The sequence below is a fragment of the Kluyvera chengduensis genome, assembly GCF_044197065.1.
Classification (GTDB): Bacteria; Pseudomonadota; Gammaproteobacteria; order Enterobacterales; family Enterobacteriaceae; genus Kluyvera; species Kluyvera ascorbata_C.
Genome location: NZ_JBIQOI010000005.1, coordinates 264,617 through 282,327, shown reverse-complemented (window position 1 = coordinate 282,327; position 17,711 = coordinate 264,617). Strand labels below are relative to the sequence as shown.

At 54.0% G+C, this 17,711-nt stretch carries 17 protein-coding genes; 11 read left to right on the top strand and 6 right to left on the bottom strand.

Going from position 1 to position 17,711, the window contains the following annotated elements; genetic code table 11:
- Positions 1-228: 228 nt before the first annotated feature.
- Together ACH1XZ_RS15490 and ACH1XZ_RS15485 are read left to right on the top strand one after the other, a co-directional pair.
- Positions 229-2,361 carry a TonB-dependent receptor gene (locus ACH1XZ_RS15490; protein ID WP_395596266.1) on the top strand — a complete coding sequence of 711 codons (2,133 nt, stop codon included), beginning with the start codon at positions 229-231 and terminating at the stop codon, positions 2,359-2,361.
- An 11-nt stretch (positions 2,362-2,372) separates the two neighbouring features.
- A complete protein-coding gene (locus ACH1XZ_RS15485) occupies positions 2,373-3,386 on the top strand; it encodes an ABC transporter substrate-binding protein (protein ID WP_395596265.1) in 1,014 nt (337 codons plus the stop codon).
- Between the two features lie 167 nt (positions 3,387-3,553).
- Here the strand turns inward: ACH1XZ_RS15485 and ACH1XZ_RS15480 are convergent, their stop codons facing one another.
- From ACH1XZ_RS15480 to ACH1XZ_RS15465, 4 genes are all read right to left on the bottom strand, one after another.
- Positions 3,554-4,660 (bottom strand): fimbrial protein, encoded by a 1,107-nt coding sequence (locus ACH1XZ_RS15480; RefSeq protein WP_395596264.1) that lies wholly within the window; start codon positions 4,658-4,660, stop codon positions 3,554-3,556.
- Between the two features lie 11 nt (positions 4,661-4,671).
- Positions 4,672-7,137: a fimbria/pilus outer membrane usher protein gene (locus ACH1XZ_RS15475; protein ID WP_395596286.1), complete on the bottom strand. Its 2,466-nt coding sequence runs from the start codon at positions 7,135-7,137 to the stop codon at positions 4,672-4,674.
- 68 nt (positions 7,138-7,205) lie between these two features.
- Entirely contained in the window at positions 7,206-7,871 is a 666-nt protein-coding gene (locus tag ACH1XZ_RS15470) for a fimbrial biogenesis chaperone (RefSeq protein WP_395596263.1), read from the bottom strand.
- A 62-nt stretch (positions 7,872-7,933) separates the two neighbouring features.
- Positions 7,934-8,491, bottom strand: a complete 558-nt coding sequence (locus ACH1XZ_RS15465; RefSeq protein WP_395596262.1) for a fimbrial protein — start codon at positions 8,489-8,491, stop codon at positions 7,934-7,936.
- A 628-nt stretch (positions 8,492-9,119) separates the two neighbouring features.
- Here ACH1XZ_RS15465 and ACH1XZ_RS15460 point away from each other — a divergent pair.
- The 4 genes from ACH1XZ_RS15460 (at position 9,120) to ACH1XZ_RS15445 (ending at position 11,092) form a co-directional block, all read left to right on the top strand.
- Positions 9,120-9,431, top strand: a complete 312-nt coding sequence (locus tag ACH1XZ_RS15460) for an ArsR/SmtB family transcription factor (RefSeq protein ID WP_395596261.1) — start codon at positions 9,120-9,122, stop codon at positions 9,429-9,431.
- On the top strand, positions 9,432-9,971 hold the full coding sequence (locus ACH1XZ_RS15455; RefSeq protein ID WP_395596260.1) for a rhodanese family protein: 540 nt from the start codon (positions 9,432-9,434) through the stop codon (positions 9,969-9,971).
- A gap of 27 nt (positions 9,972-9,998) precedes the next feature.
- Entirely contained in the window at positions 9,999-10,178 is a 180-nt protein-coding gene (locus ACH1XZ_RS15450) for a hypothetical protein (RefSeq protein WP_185668721.1), read from the top strand.
- A gap of 464 nt (positions 10,179-10,642) precedes the next feature.
- Positions 10,643-11,092 (top strand): L-alanine exporter AlaE, encoded by a 450-nt coding sequence (locus ACH1XZ_RS15445; RefSeq protein WP_395596259.1) that lies wholly within the window; start codon positions 10,643-10,645, stop codon positions 11,090-11,092.
- 44 nt (positions 11,093-11,136) lie between these two features.
- Here ACH1XZ_RS15445 and ACH1XZ_RS15440 read toward each other — a convergent pair whose 3' ends face one another.
- A complete protein-coding gene (locus ACH1XZ_RS15440; protein ID WP_395596258.1) occupies positions 11,137-11,481 on the bottom strand; it encodes a DUF2002 family protein in 345 nt (114 codons plus the stop codon).
- A gap of 150 nt (positions 11,482-11,631) precedes the next feature.
- On the opposite strand from ACH1XZ_RS15440, the gene ACH1XZ_RS15435 reads away from it, so the two are divergent.
- Entirely contained in the window at positions 11,632-11,958 is a 327-nt protein-coding gene (locus tag ACH1XZ_RS15435; protein WP_395596257.1) for a DUF883 family protein, read from the top strand.
- Between the two features lie 66 nt (positions 11,959-12,024).
- On the opposite strand, the gene pdxR is transcribed toward ACH1XZ_RS15435, so the two are convergent.
- Positions 12,025-13,374, bottom strand: coding sequence for a MocR-like pyridoxine biosynthesis transcription factor PdxR (gene pdxR, locus ACH1XZ_RS15430; protein ID WP_395596256.1), 1,350 nt, complete (start codon positions 13,372-13,374; stop codon positions 12,025-12,027).
- 86 nt (positions 13,375-13,460) lie between these two features.
- On the opposite strand from pdxR, the gene ACH1XZ_RS15425 reads away from it, so the two are divergent.
- The 4 genes from ACH1XZ_RS15425 (at position 13,461) to proX (ending at position 17,622) form a co-directional block, all read left to right on the top strand.
- Positions 13,461-13,892, top strand: coding sequence for a carboxymuconolactone decarboxylase family protein (locus ACH1XZ_RS15425; RefSeq protein WP_395596255.1), 432 nt, complete (start codon positions 13,461-13,463; stop codon positions 13,890-13,892).
- Between the two features lie 409 nt (positions 13,893-14,301).
- Positions 14,302-15,507: a glycine betaine/L-proline ABC transporter ATP-binding protein ProV gene (gene proV / locus ACH1XZ_RS15420; protein WP_395596254.1), complete on the top strand. Its 1,206-nt coding sequence runs from the start codon at positions 14,302-14,304 to the stop codon at positions 15,505-15,507.
- Complete coding sequence (gene proW / locus ACH1XZ_RS15415; RefSeq protein WP_395596253.1) at positions 15,500-16,561, top strand: glycine betaine/L-proline ABC transporter permease ProW; 1,062 nt, start codon at positions 15,500-15,502, stop codon at positions 16,559-16,561. The genes proV and proW overlap by 8 nt, the downstream gene beginning before the upstream one ends.
- Positions 16,562-16,626: 65 nt before the next feature.
- Complete coding sequence (gene proX / locus ACH1XZ_RS15410; RefSeq protein ID WP_395596252.1) at positions 16,627-17,622, top strand: glycine betaine/L-proline ABC transporter substrate-binding protein ProX; 996 nt, start codon at positions 16,627-16,629, stop codon at positions 17,620-17,622.
- The last annotated feature ends 89 nt before the right edge of the window (positions 17,623-17,711 follow it).

Sequence of the window (17,711 nt, the reverse complement as noted above, 5' to 3'; positions counted from 1 at the left end):
TAGATTCAAAGTACATTCCACGGAATAATATTCCATGGAATGTACTTCTGCAATCGTTAATGCAATACACCGTCGTTCAACGCGCGTCACCTACCACTCGTTGTGTATTGACATATATAACGACTTTCCTCATGATATTCGTCATACAAATAATAATAGCTGTTCCCCTCATGCGTAGATGGTAACCCGGTTACCACCAGTCTTTCCGCTAACACACTGAATTTAAAAATGTTCGATAATAAAACAATACCGCTCGCTTCGGGGCTGCTGGCATTTTCTTGTCTGGCGATGTCGCAATCTGGCTATGCGGAGGACACTATGGTGGTTTCCGCTGGTGCCGCCACGACCGATAACAGCAGCACGCAGGAGCCACCGGCTTCGGAAAAACAGGCCACCCTGGGCAGTCTGGGAAAACGGACGGTGATGGATGTTCCCTGGTCAGTTCAGACAATGTCTTCTCCGCTTATCAACGAGCAGCAGCTTAAAAGCGTCAAAGATGTTTACCGCTATATGCCTTCTGTACAGGGTGACGGGGTTCGCCCACAAACCCGCGGTATGCAGGGCAGCGTGGTACAGAACCATATGATTGATGGCCTGAACGCCGTCTCCACCACCGAATACCCGGCCGAGCAGTTTCAGAGCGTCGAAGTGTTGAGTGGCCTGGCGGGTTCGCTGTACGGCCCGGCAAACCCGGCGGGGATGTTTAATCTGGTCTCCAAACGCCCGACCGACACCCCACTTCATCGCGTCACCGTGGGTACCAGTACCGGTAACGGCACGCTGACCTCGATGGACTTCAGCGGCCCTATCGATTCCGGCGACCGCGTAAAGTATCGCCTTAACATGCTCAATGATGAAGGCCACGGCTACACCAGCGGCAGCCACAAACGTCGCCAGTTTGTCGGCCTCGGCCTCGACTTCCAGCTCACCGATAAAACGGTGCTGGAGAGCAACTTCAGCTATTACCACTATTACGACAAAGGGATGCCGGGCTCGTTTGCGCTGGCAAAAGGGGTTCACTTCCCTTCCCCACTTGACCCAACCAAAGCCAAGTACGGCCAGAGCTATGCCGGTAACGATGATGAAACCAGCACCGCCAGCCTGCACCTGAAGCACGACTTCGACGGTAACTGGTTGCTGGACGTCGGCGTGCTGCGCCAGATTGCCGACCGTGAATCCACCACCGTCACCAACACCCTGACCGATAACCACGGCAACTACACCACAACTACCGCAAACTCTGCCGCCAGCCGCTTTACCATCAACAGCTATATGGCAAACCTGACCGGCAGCGTAGACACCGGTTGGTTAACCCACGATATCAGCACCGGGGTACGCGGCTTCGTGTGGAAAAACTATAACCCGGTCAACGGCGGCACCTTTACGCTGGGTAAATCCTCGCTGGACGATCATCCGGTTTACCCACGTCCACCGTATCCGGACTATAACCAACGCTATCAATCAGCCACCACCACCCAGCACGCTTTCCTGCTGAGCGATACCCTACACTTCAGCCCGCAGTGGAGCCTGCTGCTGTCGGGTAGCGAAAACCTGTTTACGGTCAGCAACTACAACAAGACCGGTAAACAGACCAGCGACAAAAAGGACAGCGGTGCGAGCGGTTCTGCCAGCCTGATGTACAAGCCTATCGACAACATCACGCTCTATACGACCTGGGCCGATAGCATGCAGCAGGGCGATACCGCGCCAACCGGCGCGAATAACCAGGGTCAGATCCTCGACCCGTACCGTAGCCACCAGGTTGAAGTAGGGGCGAAATATGCCCCAATGCGTGATCTGATGCTCTCCGCCGCGCTGTTCCAGGCCAAACGTCCCTTCGCCTATACCAACGACAACGGTGATTTTGCTCAGGACGGTACGCAGAAAAACCGCGGCCTGGAGCTGATGGCCGATGGTCACGTCACCCATAATTTGCGCCTGTTCGGCGGCGCAACCTGGCTTGACCCTCGCCTCCACGATACCGCCAGCGCCAGCGCAGACGGTAAACAGGTGGTCGGCGTACCGCGCTTTACCGCCAGCATGCTGGCGATTTACAGCATTGAGCAACTACCGGGCGTCGATGTAGACACCAACGTACGTTACGTTGGCCGCCGCGCGACCGATAACGCCAATGACAGTTGGGTTGGCAGCTACACCACGATTGATGCCGGCGCGAGCTACGCGACCCGTGTGTATAACACTCCTGTGACCTTCCGTCTGGATGTCACCAACCTGACTAACCGTCGCTACTGGACCAACGTGGTGCCAGGTGCGTTAACCGGTTATACCGGCGCCGGTAATGCCAGCGCTCAGCTTGGGGCACCGCGAGAGGCTCAACTTTCTATGCAGATTGATTTTTAAGGAGTAAGTCGATGAAACGTCGCCACGCGTGGTTACTCTGCGCCTGGCTGGCTTTCCCCGCCCTGGCTTCCCGCCAGGTCGTGGATGATGCCGGTCATACTGTTACCGTTCCCGACCAGGTGAACGCTATTGCCGACGGCTGGTTCGCGCACCATTCGGTGCTGATGACGCTGGGGGCGGGCAGTAAAATTGTCGCCACCGTCAACCACCCGGAAAGCCAGCCGTGGATGTTTAAAATAACGCCGACGTTGAATCAGGCCCTGCAGGTTCGCGGTACCGCCTTTAATCCCGAGAGCCTGCTGGCCAAAAAAGTGGATGTGGTCTTCACCTCGGCGGGCAACGACAAGGCAGAAAGCTACCGTCAGGCAGGATTACCCACGCTGCAAATGGCCTTTACCGACTATCCGTCGCTGATGAAATCCGTCGCCACCACCGCAGAGGTTCTGGGCACCCCAGAAGCACGGGCACGGGCGACAGCCTATAACCAGTATCTACAAACCACGCTTGAAAATGTGCAAAGCAAAATGCAGGGGCTGACGGCGGAGCAGCGGCCAAGCGTGCTGCATATTCAGTCGCTTAAACCGTTAAAAGTGGACGGAAGCCATACGCTGATTGATACCTGGATTCACCTCGCGGGCGGCAAAAACGCGGCGGCGGAGATTCAGGGCAATATGAAAGAAGTCTCGCCGGAGCGCGTACTGGCCTGGCAGCCTGACGTGATTATTCTCGGGGCAAACTGCGGTTCGATTGAGGACTCGCAGTATGCCGCGCTGTTCTCGGGACTCAAGGCAGTAAAAAACGGTAAGGTCTTGCAGAACCCTGCGGGCGTGTTCCCATGGGATCGCTACGGTACTGAAAGCGCGCTGCAAATCCAGTGGGCGGCGCAGATGCTGCATCCAGACCGTTTCCCGGGGACGAATATTGCGAAGGTGACGCAGGATTTTTACCAGCGTTTCTTTGATTACACGCTGAGTAGTGACGAGACGCAGCGGATCCTGCTCGCACAGAAACCCGCTGGAAAGTAACGGTATCGGTTTTTTATTCCTCTGCTATTTCCCCTCACCCTAACCCTCTCCCCTAAGGGGCGAGGGGACTGTACGGTGTGGTCTGGAAGAGTGTTAGGCACGGACTGCTCCCTTTCTAAGAGAGAGGGCTGGGGGGAGGGGTTATCGCCGCCCCTGCCCCGCCTCGGTTAGTTATAAATAAGCGTAAAGGTCGCCAGACTATTGGCCGTCCCTGCGCTCACCACGTTGCCGGTCTGCACATACTGGGCGCTAAAGTTGATTCGCTCGGCGCTGGCAGCCTGGTTTGCCGTCACCTTTTTCAGTACCGGAAGATTAGCGGCTTCGTTAATTTTGACCGCCGTACCTGCCGCTGGTGCAGGGGCGCTGTTGTTACCATAGCTTAGCTTCACGCCAACACCGCCTGCTGCGCCGCTCATCTGCGTAATCGCCAGGGTATCCGGGAACGCCGGGTCAGCCTCCTGGCCAAAAAAGCCAATGCGTACATCGGTCGGCTGAGAGCAGTAAACCGGAATCGCAAAGCTCTGCGCCGTACCGCCGGTCGTGTTAACCCCTTTAAACTCTGTTTTACTCACCGAGCCTAGCCCTACGTTTATCGTCGGCGTCGTCACCTGACAACTGCCGCTGGCACCGATATCGACGTTAAGCGCCGACAGTCCGAGGAAGGTTGGCGATGTCCTGGTCGTGCCATTTTTTGAGGCATCACGTAGCTCCATAAACAGTTCGCCGACCTGGGGTTGCGCGTTCACGTTGGTATGGTTGCCGCCTGAAAGCTGAACATCTCCGGTCTTGTAGAACGTGACGTAGGCTTTGATGACCACCTCTTTTTGCGTCAGCAGCGACGGCAGATCATCGCTATCGCAGATGGTTGCCGAGGCGTTTCCCGCCGGCGTTGAGCTGCCATCAATGTAGTGCACCGCGCCGCCGTTGCACTGGAAGCCTAGCGAATAGCCTAATCCAGAGAGTTTGGTGGAAAAGATATGCACGCCGTTCACGGCCACCGCCGCCCCCGACGTATCCACCTGCTGGTAAACCACCCGCTTCCAGTTTGCCGCTGGCACCTGTAGGTCACAGGTAAAACGGATGCCGCTGCCGTTATCGGCCATCGAATGTGACATCTGAGAATTCACCGGCAGCGTCGGTAGATACTGTATGTTCTGCGTATTGATGGTCATCTCACCGATGGTATTACCACAGCTTTCCGCCCACGTGTTCTGACAGCCACAGGCCATTGCCAACAGCATAATAAAGCGGATAACCGCATGATTCCTGCACATATTTAACCTTTTCAAAGACACAGCGCACTCACCGTTTTCACCGGCACAGGCTGTGGGTTATTCAGAAGATGGTAACGCGCGTGGCACGTGTGCACGCCGCGGTTATCATCCCAGCGGACTTCAACAGCGCCGTCATCCGGCATCCCGCTGAGATAGACCTGCCCCTGCTCGGCAACAATGCCCGATGCCGCGCCGTCGTCCCCCTGCAGCCTGGCGCTGGCGCCAAACGGCAGCGGGCCATTTTGTCCGCGAAGGGTAAAGAGCACGCGGCTGCCGATATGGGTTTGATAGCGGGCCTCAACAATGGCTCCGCCGCTGGGGATAACCGTTTGTCCTTGTAATTCCACTTCGGTATCGTCGGGCATCGATTCGGTATCCAGGCTGATGTCATTTTTTCGATAGGCCGTCAGCGTTGGCACGATGGCGTAGCCACGCCAATCGGTGTGCAGGCTGGTGCCGTTCTCGATAGCCACGTTATCAGCGCCCGGCGCGCGGACGATTGCGAAGCTGTCGCCGGTATATTGCCCGAAGGTGATGCCATGCAGATGCGCCACAATCGACCCCGACGCCCCCCAGGTCACCTGGCTGCCACTATTATCGTGCTGATAGCCAAGCTGCGTTTCGCCATAGCCACTCCGATAATCCAGCGACACCCCGCTGTTGCTCCCCTGCCCTTTATTGCCGTATCCCTGCTGGATGGTGTAGTAGAGATTGTTTTTCTCCAGCGCCGAACCGTACAGCGATACCTGCTGCGAGGTGTAACCGTTGTTATCAGAGGTGGTGCTGTAGCTCACGGCGCTGTCCGCCATTTGACTGCCGAGTGGAATATTGATGTTGAAAGAGAGCGAGCGGTCGCTTTTATAGCGCTGCGACGACTGCGTGTAGTAGTAGCCGAGCCCCCAGGAAATACCCTTCCAGGCGCTATAAAAACCGACATGTACCGTTTCATCATGCCCCTGCGAGTGCCAGTAAGTCTGGGTCCAGGCAGAGGCAGAAAGGCTCCCTACCGCGCCGAGCGTTTGTGACAGCGACAGCTCTTCGCGGCTGCGTTTGTTATCGGACACGCTATAGCGCCCTTCCAGGCCATTCGCCTCGCCAAAATCATAATAGCGGCTGGAGGAGTAGCGATAGCTCGCAAGGCTGAGCGTGGTGCCGCTGGCGGCAAAACTTTTCTGGTACTGTAACCGCGCCGAGCTACCTTGATAGCGCTGGCCGGAAGGCGTACGAGTGGTGGCACTGGTGTAATCAGCGCCCAGCGATCCTAGTTCGCCGAAGCCGTGACCCAGGCCCGCCGACCATGACTGGTAGTCCTGTGCCAGCTGCATACCACCGTAGAAAGTGATATCAGCAGGCAGGCCGTAAAACAGCGTCGATTGCACAAACTGCGGCTGGCGAATTTGCGGCTGGGTTGAGTAATAGCGTCCCGCGCTCACGCTGTACTTCATCCGTCCCTGGCGCAGCATAAACGGCACGGCGGAGAAAGGCTGGGTGAACTTACGCTCAGAGCCGTCGCTCTCTTTAATGGTCACTTCCAGATCGCCGCTTTGCGCGGTGGGATAGAGATCGTTAATGGCAAACGCGCCCGGCGCGACAAAGGTTTCATAAATCACATAGCCATGCTGGGAAACGGTGACCCTGGCGTTGCTGTGCGCCATCCCGCGAATCACCGGCGCAAACCCCCGCTGGCTATCCGGCAGCATCTCTTCTTGCGACATCAATTGCACGCCGCGAAACTGCACGCTATCAAACACATCGCCGTTGGTGTAGGTATCACCAATGCGAAGCTGGCTTTCCAGCATCCGGATATCGCGCTGCAAATAGGTGCTTTGCGAGCGCCAGCGGCGCGTTTTGTCATACTGCATGGAGGCAATATTCCGCAGCCGCCAGCTACCGAGATTCACGCCGCTGCGCAAATTCAGGAAGCTGGTGCGAACATCGCTCTCTCCCTGCCGCGCCTGCGCGCCGGTCAGGTTGTAATCGACAAATGCCGCCGGAATCCCATCGTCCCAGCGCGAAGGATCAACGTAGCCCCGGCTTTGCTGTTGCATCGCCGCTTGCGGGATGCTCAGATTCAATCGCTGAGCGGTAAAATCGAACTGACTGCGGGCATCGGGGATAAACCGCTCAATGTGCGTCAATGTGTCGCCATCGTGCAGCTGGTTAAACCCGGTCAGCGCGCTAACGTTCACACCGAACTCAGCTAGCTGCGCCGTCGTCAGACGCGGCAGCAGCTCGCCGCTGTCATCCACAAACTCAATGGTTTCCTGCGCAACCTGCTGGTTATTAACCCACACCGAGACGGGGTAGCTTCCCGGCTGCTGTCCACCCGGTTTCGCGAAATAGTGCAGATCGGTAGTCTTTTGCTGGGGATCGCTCAGCTCCAGCGCCGCCGGGTCGAAGTAGTCTTCCGCACGCGCGCAAGGGTGGTAGCACAACAAGAACAGCGCCGTAGGCACGCAGGCCAGCAGCGTATTCATCGCGGCGGGTGCATCATCGCGCAGCAGATCTGAAGTTATCTTTTTCACGGAAATAGCGGAATTGAAGGTTAACGTTGTGCGAAGTCAGTAATACCGCCGAAATCGTTGATGGCTCGCCACTTCACCACACCGGAGCGGCTGACGGGCCAGGACTGGTCGCTAAATGGGGCAATCATCCCCGGCGCCTCCAGCTCCTGACCACCGACAGATAACGAGAAAAAGGAGACGAAGTACGGCGTAGGGTTATGCGCTACCAGGCTTGAACCACGGGTCTCAAAGGTCAGCTTCTGCCACGCATCACGCGCCTCTCCAGCAAGGTTTCCAGGACGATAAAAAATCTTAAATTTTGACTTAATATTGACCTGTAATTTATTGGCCTCGTTCTTATTTGATGGCGCGATACTTTTCACGTTCAGCCAGAAAACAGACTCACGGTCAGCTGGCAGGCGACCACCGGTAAAATTTATACGCAGCACATTTTTCTGTTCTGGGTCGAGGCGAAACAGCGGTGGCGTAACAATAAAGGGGGGTTGAGATTTATCACTCGCCGAATAATTTTCGACCCACGATTGCACTAAATAAGGCGTGCTACTGTCGGCATTGGTTACCGAAATAGAGGCTTCGCGCTTGCCTTCTTCATATATTACACGGGTACCGCCCATGACTATTCCCGCATGCGCCGTAGACGAGATAAAAAATAAAGAAAGAGCGATGCTCGTAATCAATCGATTCATGGGAATACCCAACGTTCCAGGATGAAAAAGAGAGCAGAAGCCACCTTCTGCTCTCGGTTTAATTAGTTATAAATCATATTAAAATCAGCAACGCCGTTTGCCGGGCCTGCGGTAATCGTCGCTCCGTTAGACATATAGTCCGCATAGAACTTCAGATCGGCAGAACCATTCCCCTGGGAACCGGCTATTACGTTTTGCTTTTTAGATGCTGTACCTAGCGCAACCTTACTGGTTTGGTCGTCTTCGTACAGTTTGATACCTACACCGGTAGCGCCGCCGGATGCCACAGCAAGCAGCTCTGGCTTCTGCGAATCCTTCTGACCATCAAACAAAACGGATACCTGCTTCACCGAACTAGGGCAATCGGTCACTTTGATATTGAAGGCCGTTTTTGTCGTCTCAGCAGCACCACTAAAATAGCTCTTATCCCAGGTACCCAGGTCGACATCCTGTCCTTTACTACCTGCGTCTATATTGCAGGAAGCATCCGTGATGGTGCCTTTAAAATGGACCACGCCACCAGCCCCTTGCGCAGTCGGGGCAGAGCCTGCTGCAGCGTTAGCCGCGCCAGAAACTAATGCGGCAACGAGGCACGCCATAATGCGGAATTGTGTATTCATAATTGTTCTCAATTTAACTTATATTTAAGCCGAAGATCTGGTTGCAAATATGTTCTACCGACCTTGCGGCCATCATATCCTCCATGTTTATAATGTATTCATTCCATCCGCAGGGTATTTAATGCGCAATCACCCCTCTGTTTAATGTATACAAACAGAAGTTTTTAATATTTATTATTGAATCAGCAACAAATGAAAGTTAATTCATTACATATACGACATTAATAATATTACCATTAATTCACGATGCAAAATTATTGTTTAGTAAAATAGCCGTAAAAGTATTTACGCCGTATAAATAAAAATAACCAACTATGAACTTATGTTATCTAAAAATAAAAAGGAGAATACATTTAACATTCAGAAACAGGGAGTCACTGTAACATTATCAGTGTAAATTTAACGAAATTAACCGCCACATGCATATCGTCGCTCGTCTTTTATCACATAAAATGCTATTTCTTTAAGTTAAACTAAGAATATTCCTACCCCCATTTTTCCCTTACTGCGGATTTTTTAGACCGCTCGCACATAATTCAACATGTTCATTAACAAGATGAATGCTTAGCTGGTAAAAGCGCGTCCTTTAGTTTAGCATTACCTTAATTAAGAAAAGACTAAAGTAAGTATGAATGACAGTGAACTCCTGAAAACACGCGCCGGTGAAGCCGCCGCGCTGCTGAAAGCGATGAGCAACCCCAACCGTCTGCTGATCCTCTGCATGCTTTGCGATGCCCCCGGTATCAGCGCCGGTGAGTTAGCCATTGCCAGCGGGCTAAGCCCATCGGCTACCTCGCAGCATCTTGCACGTATGCGTGATGAGGGGCTGATTGACAGCCAGCGCGACGCGCAGCGTATCCACTATTCCATCCGCAACGAGGCGGTGAGGCAAATTGTTGCCACATTAAAAGCCGTCTATTGTCCTGAAGAGAGAAGCTGAATGACCGTTGAAGAGATCACCCCACGGGCGGCCCTTGCGCTGATCGAGCAAGGCGCCATGCTCGTCGATATTCGCGACCCCGACGAGTACGCCCGTGAACATATTCCCGCCGCTCGCCTGTTGCCGCTGAGTAAAATAGAACAAGGCATCACGCTTAGCACCAATGGCGACGCGGTTATTATTTTCCACTGTCAGTCCGGCAATCGCACGCGCAACAACCTGAACCGGTTGATAGCCGCCGCAGCCCCGGCGCAGGTCAAACTCCTCGCGGGCGGTATTGAAGCCTGGCGTCAGGCCGGCCTCGCCACCGCGGTGGATAAATCGCAGCCCCTACCCCTAATGCGCCAGGTACAGATTGCCGCGGGCGTGCTAATTTTACTGGGCGTCGTGCTTGGCTATAGCCTCTCCAGCGCGTTCTTCCTGCTCAGCGGCTTTGTCGGTGCGGGTTTAACCTTTGCGGGAGTGACCGGCTTTTGCGGCATGGCGCGACTGCTGGCGGTGATGCCGTGGAATCGGCGCTCATCCACCAACGGCGTATAAGAACTCAATAACAAAGGAGCACCTGAGATGTTTGCACCTGGCGATCTGGTTCAACCGAAAATGGGCGGACCAAAGTTAAAAGTGATTGAAGCACATGAAGATAGCATCGTGGCCGTACAGGCCAGTGATGAAAACGGCAAGCAGTACACGCTAAAAGCGGCGGACGTTGCGCCGTATAGTGAAGAAGGCGACTTTGGCGTTTGCTAACGTTGACCGCGGTGGGCATGGCTCACCGCATCTTTCCTGACAAAGTGAATAGTTACCCATAAATTCCGCATACCTTACCCACACTCCACTCAGAATTAAACGCTAAAACATCGGCTTATTATCGGATAAAAACGCTGAATGTGACGCTATTCACATAAAAATCAGCATTGCCTCACCTACGTCACGATTAGCACTATCTCTCATCCTTTTTCACCATTGCGAAACAAACAATAACTTAATGATTTATTTATAAAAAACAGACAATGAAAACAAAAATAGCGCGGCGAACAGAAAACAATCAAAAACAGAGCATTTTATTGACAAAAGCGCATTAAATAAAAATATTTCACTAGTTGTTTGTTCCAATCCAGATGGATAATCTATACACGTCAATTAAACCAACCCAAAACGCCATAAAACAGACCACTTTCTGTATTAACCGTTCATTTTCGAGGAGCATACCGATGTTCTCTGCGCAGTCACGCCTGCGTCATGCGGCAGCAGACACTTTCGCCATGGTTGTCTACTGTTCCGTCGTGAACATGATGATTGAAATATTTCTCTCAGGAATGACCTTTGAGCAGTCACTTTCATCGCGTCTGGTTGCTATCCCGGTCAACATTATTATTGCGTGGCCGTACGGTATTTATCGCGACTTTATTATGCGACAGGCGGCTCGCATTAGCCCGGCGGGTTGGGTAAAACGCGTGGCGGACCCGTTGGCTTATGTCACCTTCCAGTCGCCGGTATATGTGCTTATTCTGCTGAGCGTCGGCGCCGACTGGCACCAGATCCTGGCGGCGGTCAGTTCTAACGCCGTGATATCGCTGGTGATGGGGGCCGCGTACGGCTATTTCCTGGATTTCTGCCGCCGTCTGTTCCGCGTGGAACAGTACGCACAGGCAAAAGCATAACCCTATTGATATAAGTGACTGGCTACGCTCAGCCAGTCACTTATTTACAGTTTCTCGCCAAACAGCCCATCTAAAAAGCGCTCTAACGCCATACGTGAACTAAACCCGTGCGGGATACCGTAATGCTGCTCAACTTCACCACCTAAATAGAGCGGGAACTCTGCGTAGTGATCGCAGGCTTTAATATCAGAAGCTGGCTCGGCATATTTGTTACTGCGATCTTTCAGCGCCGGATGAATGATCAGCGCCGTGCGCCCCATTCGCGCTTCGCGGTTGACGTACACATAATTCTCGCCACGGCGATAGCCGTAAGCTTTTGGGGTTACCGCATCCATGGTAAAGCCCGCTTTTTCAAGAACGCGCGCCACCTCATCAGGTCGTAAATACATATTTTATCCTCGTCATCTTTTACTGCATCGCCACCTTACCGTAATCAGTATTCGCCTCGCTTTCAGATAATTCCAGAAACTGGAGAATATTCGGCAATTTATGTCGGGTGACCTACACTTAACGCTCCATCTAATTTTGTGGAGAACGCCATGTTTAAATCACTTAATCGCAACAATGCTGATGATGAAGTCCAGGATATTCATAATGACGTCAGCCAATTAGCCGACAGCCTTGAGGGCATTCTCAAGAGCTGGGCCAGCGACGACAAAGACGAAATTGAGGCCGTCCGCCACAATGCGAAAAAGTTGCTGAGCGAAACGCGCGCACGCATGCATGGTCGCAACCGTTTACAGCAAAGCGTATGCGACGTTGCTGGTAGCGCTGACGACTATATTCGCGATAAACCCTGGCAAAGTGTGAGCGCTGCCGCGGCGGTGGGGATTTTTATTGGCGTATTATTAGGCAGTCGTCGATAATATAATCACAACGATGTAGATAATAAAAACGCGTCTCCCCGGGGTGTCTCTGATACTCCGGGGTTTTTATTTTATGGCCGCCTTCAGTGCCGCCACCTGCGCATCGGCCATCTGCTGCGACACAATATTAGTAAAGCTCATGATAAGCCCGGCGCTGCCGCGCGGGTGCATTCGCCAGTCGTTCATCGCCTGCACCGCTAGCCCGGCTTGTCGCGCCCGCCGTGCCATCGCGCAATCATCCCCTTCAACCGTAACCACCAGTTGAATGCCGCCCAGTTGTTCCAGCACCTGAAAACCCTCTGCTCGCAGTGCGGTTTCCAGCCAGCGCCGACGCTCGGCATAGTGAACACGCATTTTCTTCAGATGCCGCCAGAAATGCCCTTCGCGCAAAAAGTCGGCCAACGTCAGCTGACACAACACCGGTACAGGACAAGCCAGCCGCTGCGCCTGACGACGAAATGCCGCCACCAGCGGCAGCGGCACCACCAACCAGGCTGTCCGCAGCGCCGGGAAAAGCGACTTGCTGAACGTACCGGCGTAAATCACCCGCTGCGGCGCATCCAGGCTTTTGAGCGGCGGCAGCGGCTTGCCCTGATAGCGAAACTCGCTGTCGTAATCATCTTCAATGATCCACGCGTCATGGTGCGCTGCCCAATCCAGTAGCTGTCGACGTCGTGGAAGCGAGAGCGCGGCCCCGGTCGGGCTTTGATGCGCCGGCGTCAGCAACGCAAAGCGGGCAACCGTGGGATGCTGCGTTATCCATTCAACGTTCATTCCCTCATCATCAACCGTCACCGGATGCAGCGTGACGCCCTCTTGTTCAATGACCGGGCGAATCAGCGGAAACCCTGGGTCTTCCATCCACATGCCCTCACCGCGCGCTTCCAGCGCCTGCAAGATAAGCCCCATAGAAGCCGCATAGCCAGAGGTGATAAACACCTGCTCGGCCTCGCACTCGATGCTGCGGGAGAGCCTCAGATATTCCACGATGGCCTGGCGCAGCGACAGTTCGCCGCAGACGTCCCCCAGGGCCAAATCGAAACGGGTTTGTGTGCGTAACCGATGCCCCATCACCCGCGCCCATAGGCCACGAGGAAAGAGATCCAGCGCGGGAAGGCCAAGCTGGAAAGGCTGCGGCTGGAAATGCTCACCGCCAAAGCCAAGTGGCTTGGCGGTGACGGGCTCAAGGGTTAAGTGATCGCTTACAAACGTGCCCGACTGCCCGCGGCGTTCCAGCCAGCCTTGCGCCACCAGTTCGCCGTAGGCGTTTTCCACGGTCACCCTTGAGACGCCGAGCTCTTGTGCATAGACCCGGCTTGAGGGTAAGCGCCTGCCCGCCTTCAGTTCGCCCTGTTCAATCGCCGCTTTCAGCTCTCTGGCAATCTGCTGATAGCGTGGTACGCCGCCCGGTTTCATGGTCTTATTTTTTACTCCGAATATGGCTATCTTTTTAAGACCATTATAGTGCTATTTTTGTCCCATCTTGAACGAGGAGTGACATCATGACTGCATTACGCCAACCCTATAGTGAACTGAGCCCGAACGTCTACGCCGGGCTGGTTCAGGCCAGCATCGCGCTGGAAAAAAGCTCGCTGGAGCGCCCCCTTCTGGAACTGCTTTACCTGCGCGTGTCGCAGATTAACGGCTGCGCCTTCTGTCTGGAGATGCACAGCAAAGCGCTGCGTAAATCCGGCGTCGATCAGGTGAAGCTGGATGCGCTGGCAGGATGGCGAGTGAGTCATCACTTCAGCGACGCCGAGCGTGCGGCGCTGGCCTGGGCAGAAGATCTAACCCACATTGCCGAAAACCGTGCCGAAGACAGCGTTTATCAACCGCTGCTGAGCCATTTCAGCGCCGAGCAGATTAGCGACATGACCTTCGCCATCAGCCTGATGAACGCCTTTAATCGCCTGGCCGTCAGCATGCGCATGTAGTAAAAAAATGCCCGCAAATAATTGCGATTTGCGGGCACTTATTTTCCGCCGTTATTCTCCGTTTTCCTGCCAAATATCACCCTGATTATTACCCGGATATTTCTTAAAAAATCACCATCATCATACAAATATCACCCCGAACCCATCAGTGGATTTTCAGACAATATTCATACGTTTTTTTAGATCTCAACCAAATTTCACAACGAAATTCATAAAAAAATCAATAATCCCCAATTCGCCCTCAGCCCTTATATCATGGGAAATGACGGCAATATCACCCTTCTGATTATTTCGAGTGAAAGCGTCTTGAGGGTTGTCACATCGTCTCAGTATGCTAGGGTATAAACAGGTCATTATTTTCATCAGGTAACATATCGACATAAACTAAAAACAGGAAATCGCATATTGCATGGCAGTTAAATTAGAAGTTAAGAATCTTTATAAAATATTCGGCGAGCACCCACAGCGAGCATTTAAATATATCGAGAAAGGTTTTACCAAAGAGCAAATTCTCGATAAAACTGGATTATCACTTGGCGTTAAAGACGCCAGTCTGGCCATTGAAGAAGGCGAGATATTTGTCATCATGGGGTTATCTGGCTCCGGCAAATCCACCATGGTACGCCTTCTCAATCGTCTGATAGAACCGACTCGCGGTCAGGTGCTGATAGACGGTATGGATATTGCCAAAATATCCGACGCCGAGCTGCGGGAAGTTCGCCGTAAAAAAATCGCGATGGTATTCCAGTCCTTTGCGCTAATGCCGCATATGAGCGTACTGGATAATACCGCCTTTGGTATGGATTTAGCCGGCGTTCCCGCACAGGAACGCCAGGAGAAGGCGCTGGACGCGCTGCGCCAGGTGGGCCTTGAGAATTACGCTCATGGCTACCCGGACGAACTCTCCGGCGGTATGCGTCAGCGTGTCGGTTTAGCCCGCGCGCTTGCCATCAATCCCGACATTCTATTAATGGATGAGGCCTTCTCGGCGCTCGACCCATTAATCCGCACTGAGATGCAGGATGAACTGGTAAAATTACAGGCGAAACATCAGCGCACCGTGGTCTTTATTTCCCATGACCTCGATGAAGCGATGCGAATTGGCGACCGTATTGCCATTATGCAAAATGGCGAAGTTGTGCAGGTCGGTACGCCTGATGAAATTCTGAATAACCCGGCTAATGATTATGTCCGCACCTTCTTCCGCGGCGTGGATATTAGTCAGGTATTTAGCGCCAAGGATATTGCCCGTCGTAATCCAGATGGTCTTATCCGTAAAACGCCTGGTTTCGGTCCTCGTTCGGCACTGAAATTATTACAGGATGATGACCGTGAATATGGTTACGTCATCGAACGCGGTAATAAGTTTGTTGGCATTGTGTCCATCGATTCATTGAAAGAAGCCTTAAAGGCGAATCAGGGAATCGAGGCGGCATTAATTGACGAGCCGCTGGCCGTTGATGCCCAGACGCCGCTCAGCGAATTGCTCTCTCACGTGGGTCATGCACCCTGCGCCGTACCGGTTGTTGGAGAAGAACAGCAGTACGTCGGCGTTATTTCAAAAAGAATGCTGCTACAGGCATTAGATCGCGAGGGGGTAAACAACAATGGCTGATCAATCTAATCCGTGGGATACCACACCGGCCGCCGATAGCGCGGCAAACTCCGCCGATGCCTGGGGTTCACCGGCATCCGCCCCATCTGGCGGCGGTGCAGACTGGCTGCATAGCGCGCCCGCACCGCAGGCGGAACACTTCAACATTATGGACCCGTTCCATAAAACGCTGATCCCGCTCGATAGCTGGGTGACGGAAGGAATCGACTGGGTGGTGACGCACTTCCGCCCGGTGTTCCAGGGCATCCGCGTGCCCGTCGATTACATCCTGAGCGCCTTCCAGCAGTTGCTGTTAGGGATGCCTGCGCCGGTGGCGATTATTATTTTCGCCCTGATTGCCTGGCAGATTTCCAGCGTCGGCATGGGCGTGGCAACGCTGATCTCGCTGATTGCTATCGGCGCTATCGGCGCCTGGTCGCAGGCGATGATTACCCTTGCGCTGGTGCTCACCGCGCTGCTGTTCTGCGTGGTGATAGGCCTGCCGCTCGGCATCTGGCTGGCGCGTAGCCCACGGGCGTCGAAGATTATCCGCCCACTGCTCGATGCAATGCAGACGACGCCTGCGTTCGTTTATCTGGTGCCGATCGTCATGCTGTTCGGTATCGGTAACGTACCGGGCGTGGTGGTAACCATTATCTTTGCCCTGCCGCCGATTGTGCGTCTGACTATCCTCGGGATTAACCAGGTACCGGCCGACCTTATCGAAGCGTCGCGCTCCTTCGGTGCCAGCCCGCGTCAGATGCTGTTTAAAGTGCAGTTGCCGCTGGCGATGCCGACCATTATGGCGGGCGTGAACCAGACGTTGATGCTGGCGCTGTCGATGGTGGTTATCGCCTCGATGATCGCCGTCGGCGGTCTGGGCCAGATGGTGCTGCGCGGTATCGGTCGTCTGGATATGGGTCTTGCCACCGTAGGCGGCGTGGGGATTGTTATCCTCGCCATTATTCTCGACCGCCTGACCCAAGCCGTAGGCCGCGACTCTCGCAGCAAAGGTAATCGTCGCTGGTTCAATACCGGCCCGGTTGGCCTGCTGATGCGCCCCTTCTCTAAGTAACCATCGTATTGGCCCGGCAGGCGTCGGGCCAATGCTCCGCAACAATCACTATTAAAGGAACAACGATGCGACACTCATTCGTCTTAGCTACCGCTTTCACTACGCTGGTTTCAGCCAGCACTTTCGCCGCCGACCTCCCAGGGAAAGGCATTACCGTGCAGCCGGTACAGAGCACCCTCTCTGAAGAAACCTTCCAGACGCTGCTGGTGAGCCGCGCGCTGGAAAAACTGGGCTACACCGTCGATAAACCAAACGAAGTCGACTACAACGTGGCTTATACCTCGCTGGCCGCAGGTGATGCCACCTTCACCGCCGTCAACTGGATCCCGCTGCATGATGATATGTACGCCGCTGCCGGTGGTGACAAGAAATTCTACCGCGAAGGTACGCTGGTCAACGGTGCGGCGCAGGGTTATCTGATCGATAAGAAAACCGCCGATCAATACCACATCACCAACATTGAGCAGCTTAAAGACCCTAAGATTGCCAAGCTGTTTGACACCAACGGTAACGGTAAAGCCGACCTCACCGGGTGTAACCCAGGCTGGGGCTGTGAAGCGGTGATTAACCACCAGTTGGAGGCCTATGATCTGACTAAATCGGTCGATCATAACCAGGGGAACTATGCGGCGATGATGGCCGATACCATCACCCGCTTTAAAGAAGGTAAGCCAATTCTGTACTACACCTGGACGCCTTACTGGGTAAGCGATGTGCTGAAGCCGGGTAAAGACGTGGTCTGGCTGCAGGTGCCGTTCTCCTCCCTGCCAGGCGTGCAGAAAAACATCGATACCAAGCTGTCTAACGGCGCAAACTACGGTTTCCCAGTGAGCACCATGCACATTGTGGCTAACAAGGCTTGGGCCGAGAAAAACCCGGAGGCGGCGAAGCTGTTTGCCATTATGAAGCTGCCGCTGACCGACATTAACGCCCAGAACGCCATGATGCATGATGGTAAAGCGTCTGAAGCGGATGTGCAGGGCCAGGTCGACGGTTGGATCAAAGCCCACCAGCAGGTGTTTGATGGTTGGGTGAAAGAGGCGCTGGCCGCGCAGAAGTAAAATGTGATGCATCCGGTTGACGCCGGGAAGGCACCAGAGCCGCCACCGACTGCCGGATGGCGGCTTTGCCTTATCCGGCCTACAGGAAC

Bases quoted from the DNA above. Each gene is read 5' to 3' on its own strand.
- ACH1XZ_RS15490 (WP_395596266.1), top strand. From the start codon at position 229: ATGTTCGATAATAAAACAATACCGCTCGCTTCGGGGCTGCTGGCATTT.
- ACH1XZ_RS15485 (WP_395596265.1), top strand. From the start codon at position 2,373: ATGAAACGTCGCCACGCGTGGTTACTCTGCGCCTGGCTGGCTTTCCCC.
- ACH1XZ_RS15480 (WP_395596264.1), bottom strand. From the start codon at position 4,660: ATGTGCAGGAATCATGCGGTTATCCGCTTTATTATGCTGTTGGCAATG.
- ACH1XZ_RS15475 (WP_395596286.1), bottom strand. From the start codon at position 7,137: ATGAATACGCTGCTGGCCTGCGTGCCTACGGCGCTGTTCTTGTTGTGC.
- ACH1XZ_RS15470 (WP_395596263.1), bottom strand. From the start codon at position 7,871: ATGAATCGATTGATTACGAGCATCGCTCTTTCTTTATTTTTTATCTCG.
- ACH1XZ_RS15465 (WP_395596262.1), bottom strand. From the start codon at position 8,491: ATGAATACACAATTCCGCATTATGGCGTGCCTCGTTGCCGCATTAGTT.
- ACH1XZ_RS15460 (WP_395596261.1), top strand. From the start codon at position 9,120: ATGAATGACAGTGAACTCCTGAAAACACGCGCCGGTGAAGCCGCCGCG.
- ACH1XZ_RS15455 (WP_395596260.1), top strand. From the start codon at position 9,432: ATGACCGTTGAAGAGATCACCCCACGGGCGGCCCTTGCGCTGATCGAG.
- ACH1XZ_RS15450 (WP_185668721.1), top strand. From the start codon at position 9,999: ATGTTTGCACCTGGCGATCTGGTTCAACCGAAAATGGGCGGACCAAAG.
- ACH1XZ_RS15445 (WP_395596259.1), top strand. From the start codon at position 10,643: ATGTTCTCTGCGCAGTCACGCCTGCGTCATGCGGCAGCAGACACTTTC.
- ACH1XZ_RS15440 (WP_395596258.1), bottom strand. From the start codon at position 11,481: ATGTATTTACGACCTGATGAGGTGGCGCGCGTTCTTGAAAAAGCGGGC.
- ACH1XZ_RS15435 (WP_395596257.1), top strand. From the start codon at position 11,632: ATGTTTAAATCACTTAATCGCAACAATGCTGATGATGAAGTCCAGGAT.
- pdxR (WP_395596256.1), bottom strand. From the start codon at position 13,374: ATGAAACCGGGCGGCGTACCACGCTATCAGCAGATTGCCAGAGAGCTG.
- ACH1XZ_RS15425 (WP_395596255.1), top strand. From the start codon at position 13,461: ATGACTGCATTACGCCAACCCTATAGTGAACTGAGCCCGAACGTCTAC.
- proV (WP_395596254.1), top strand. From the start codon at position 14,302: ATGGCAGTTAAATTAGAAGTTAAGAATCTTTATAAAATATTCGGCGAG.
- proW (WP_395596253.1), top strand. From the start codon at position 15,500: ATGGCTGATCAATCTAATCCGTGGGATACCACACCGGCCGCCGATAGC.
- proX (WP_395596252.1), top strand. From the start codon at position 16,627: ATGCGACACTCATTCGTCTTAGCTACCGCTTTCACTACGCTGGTTTCA.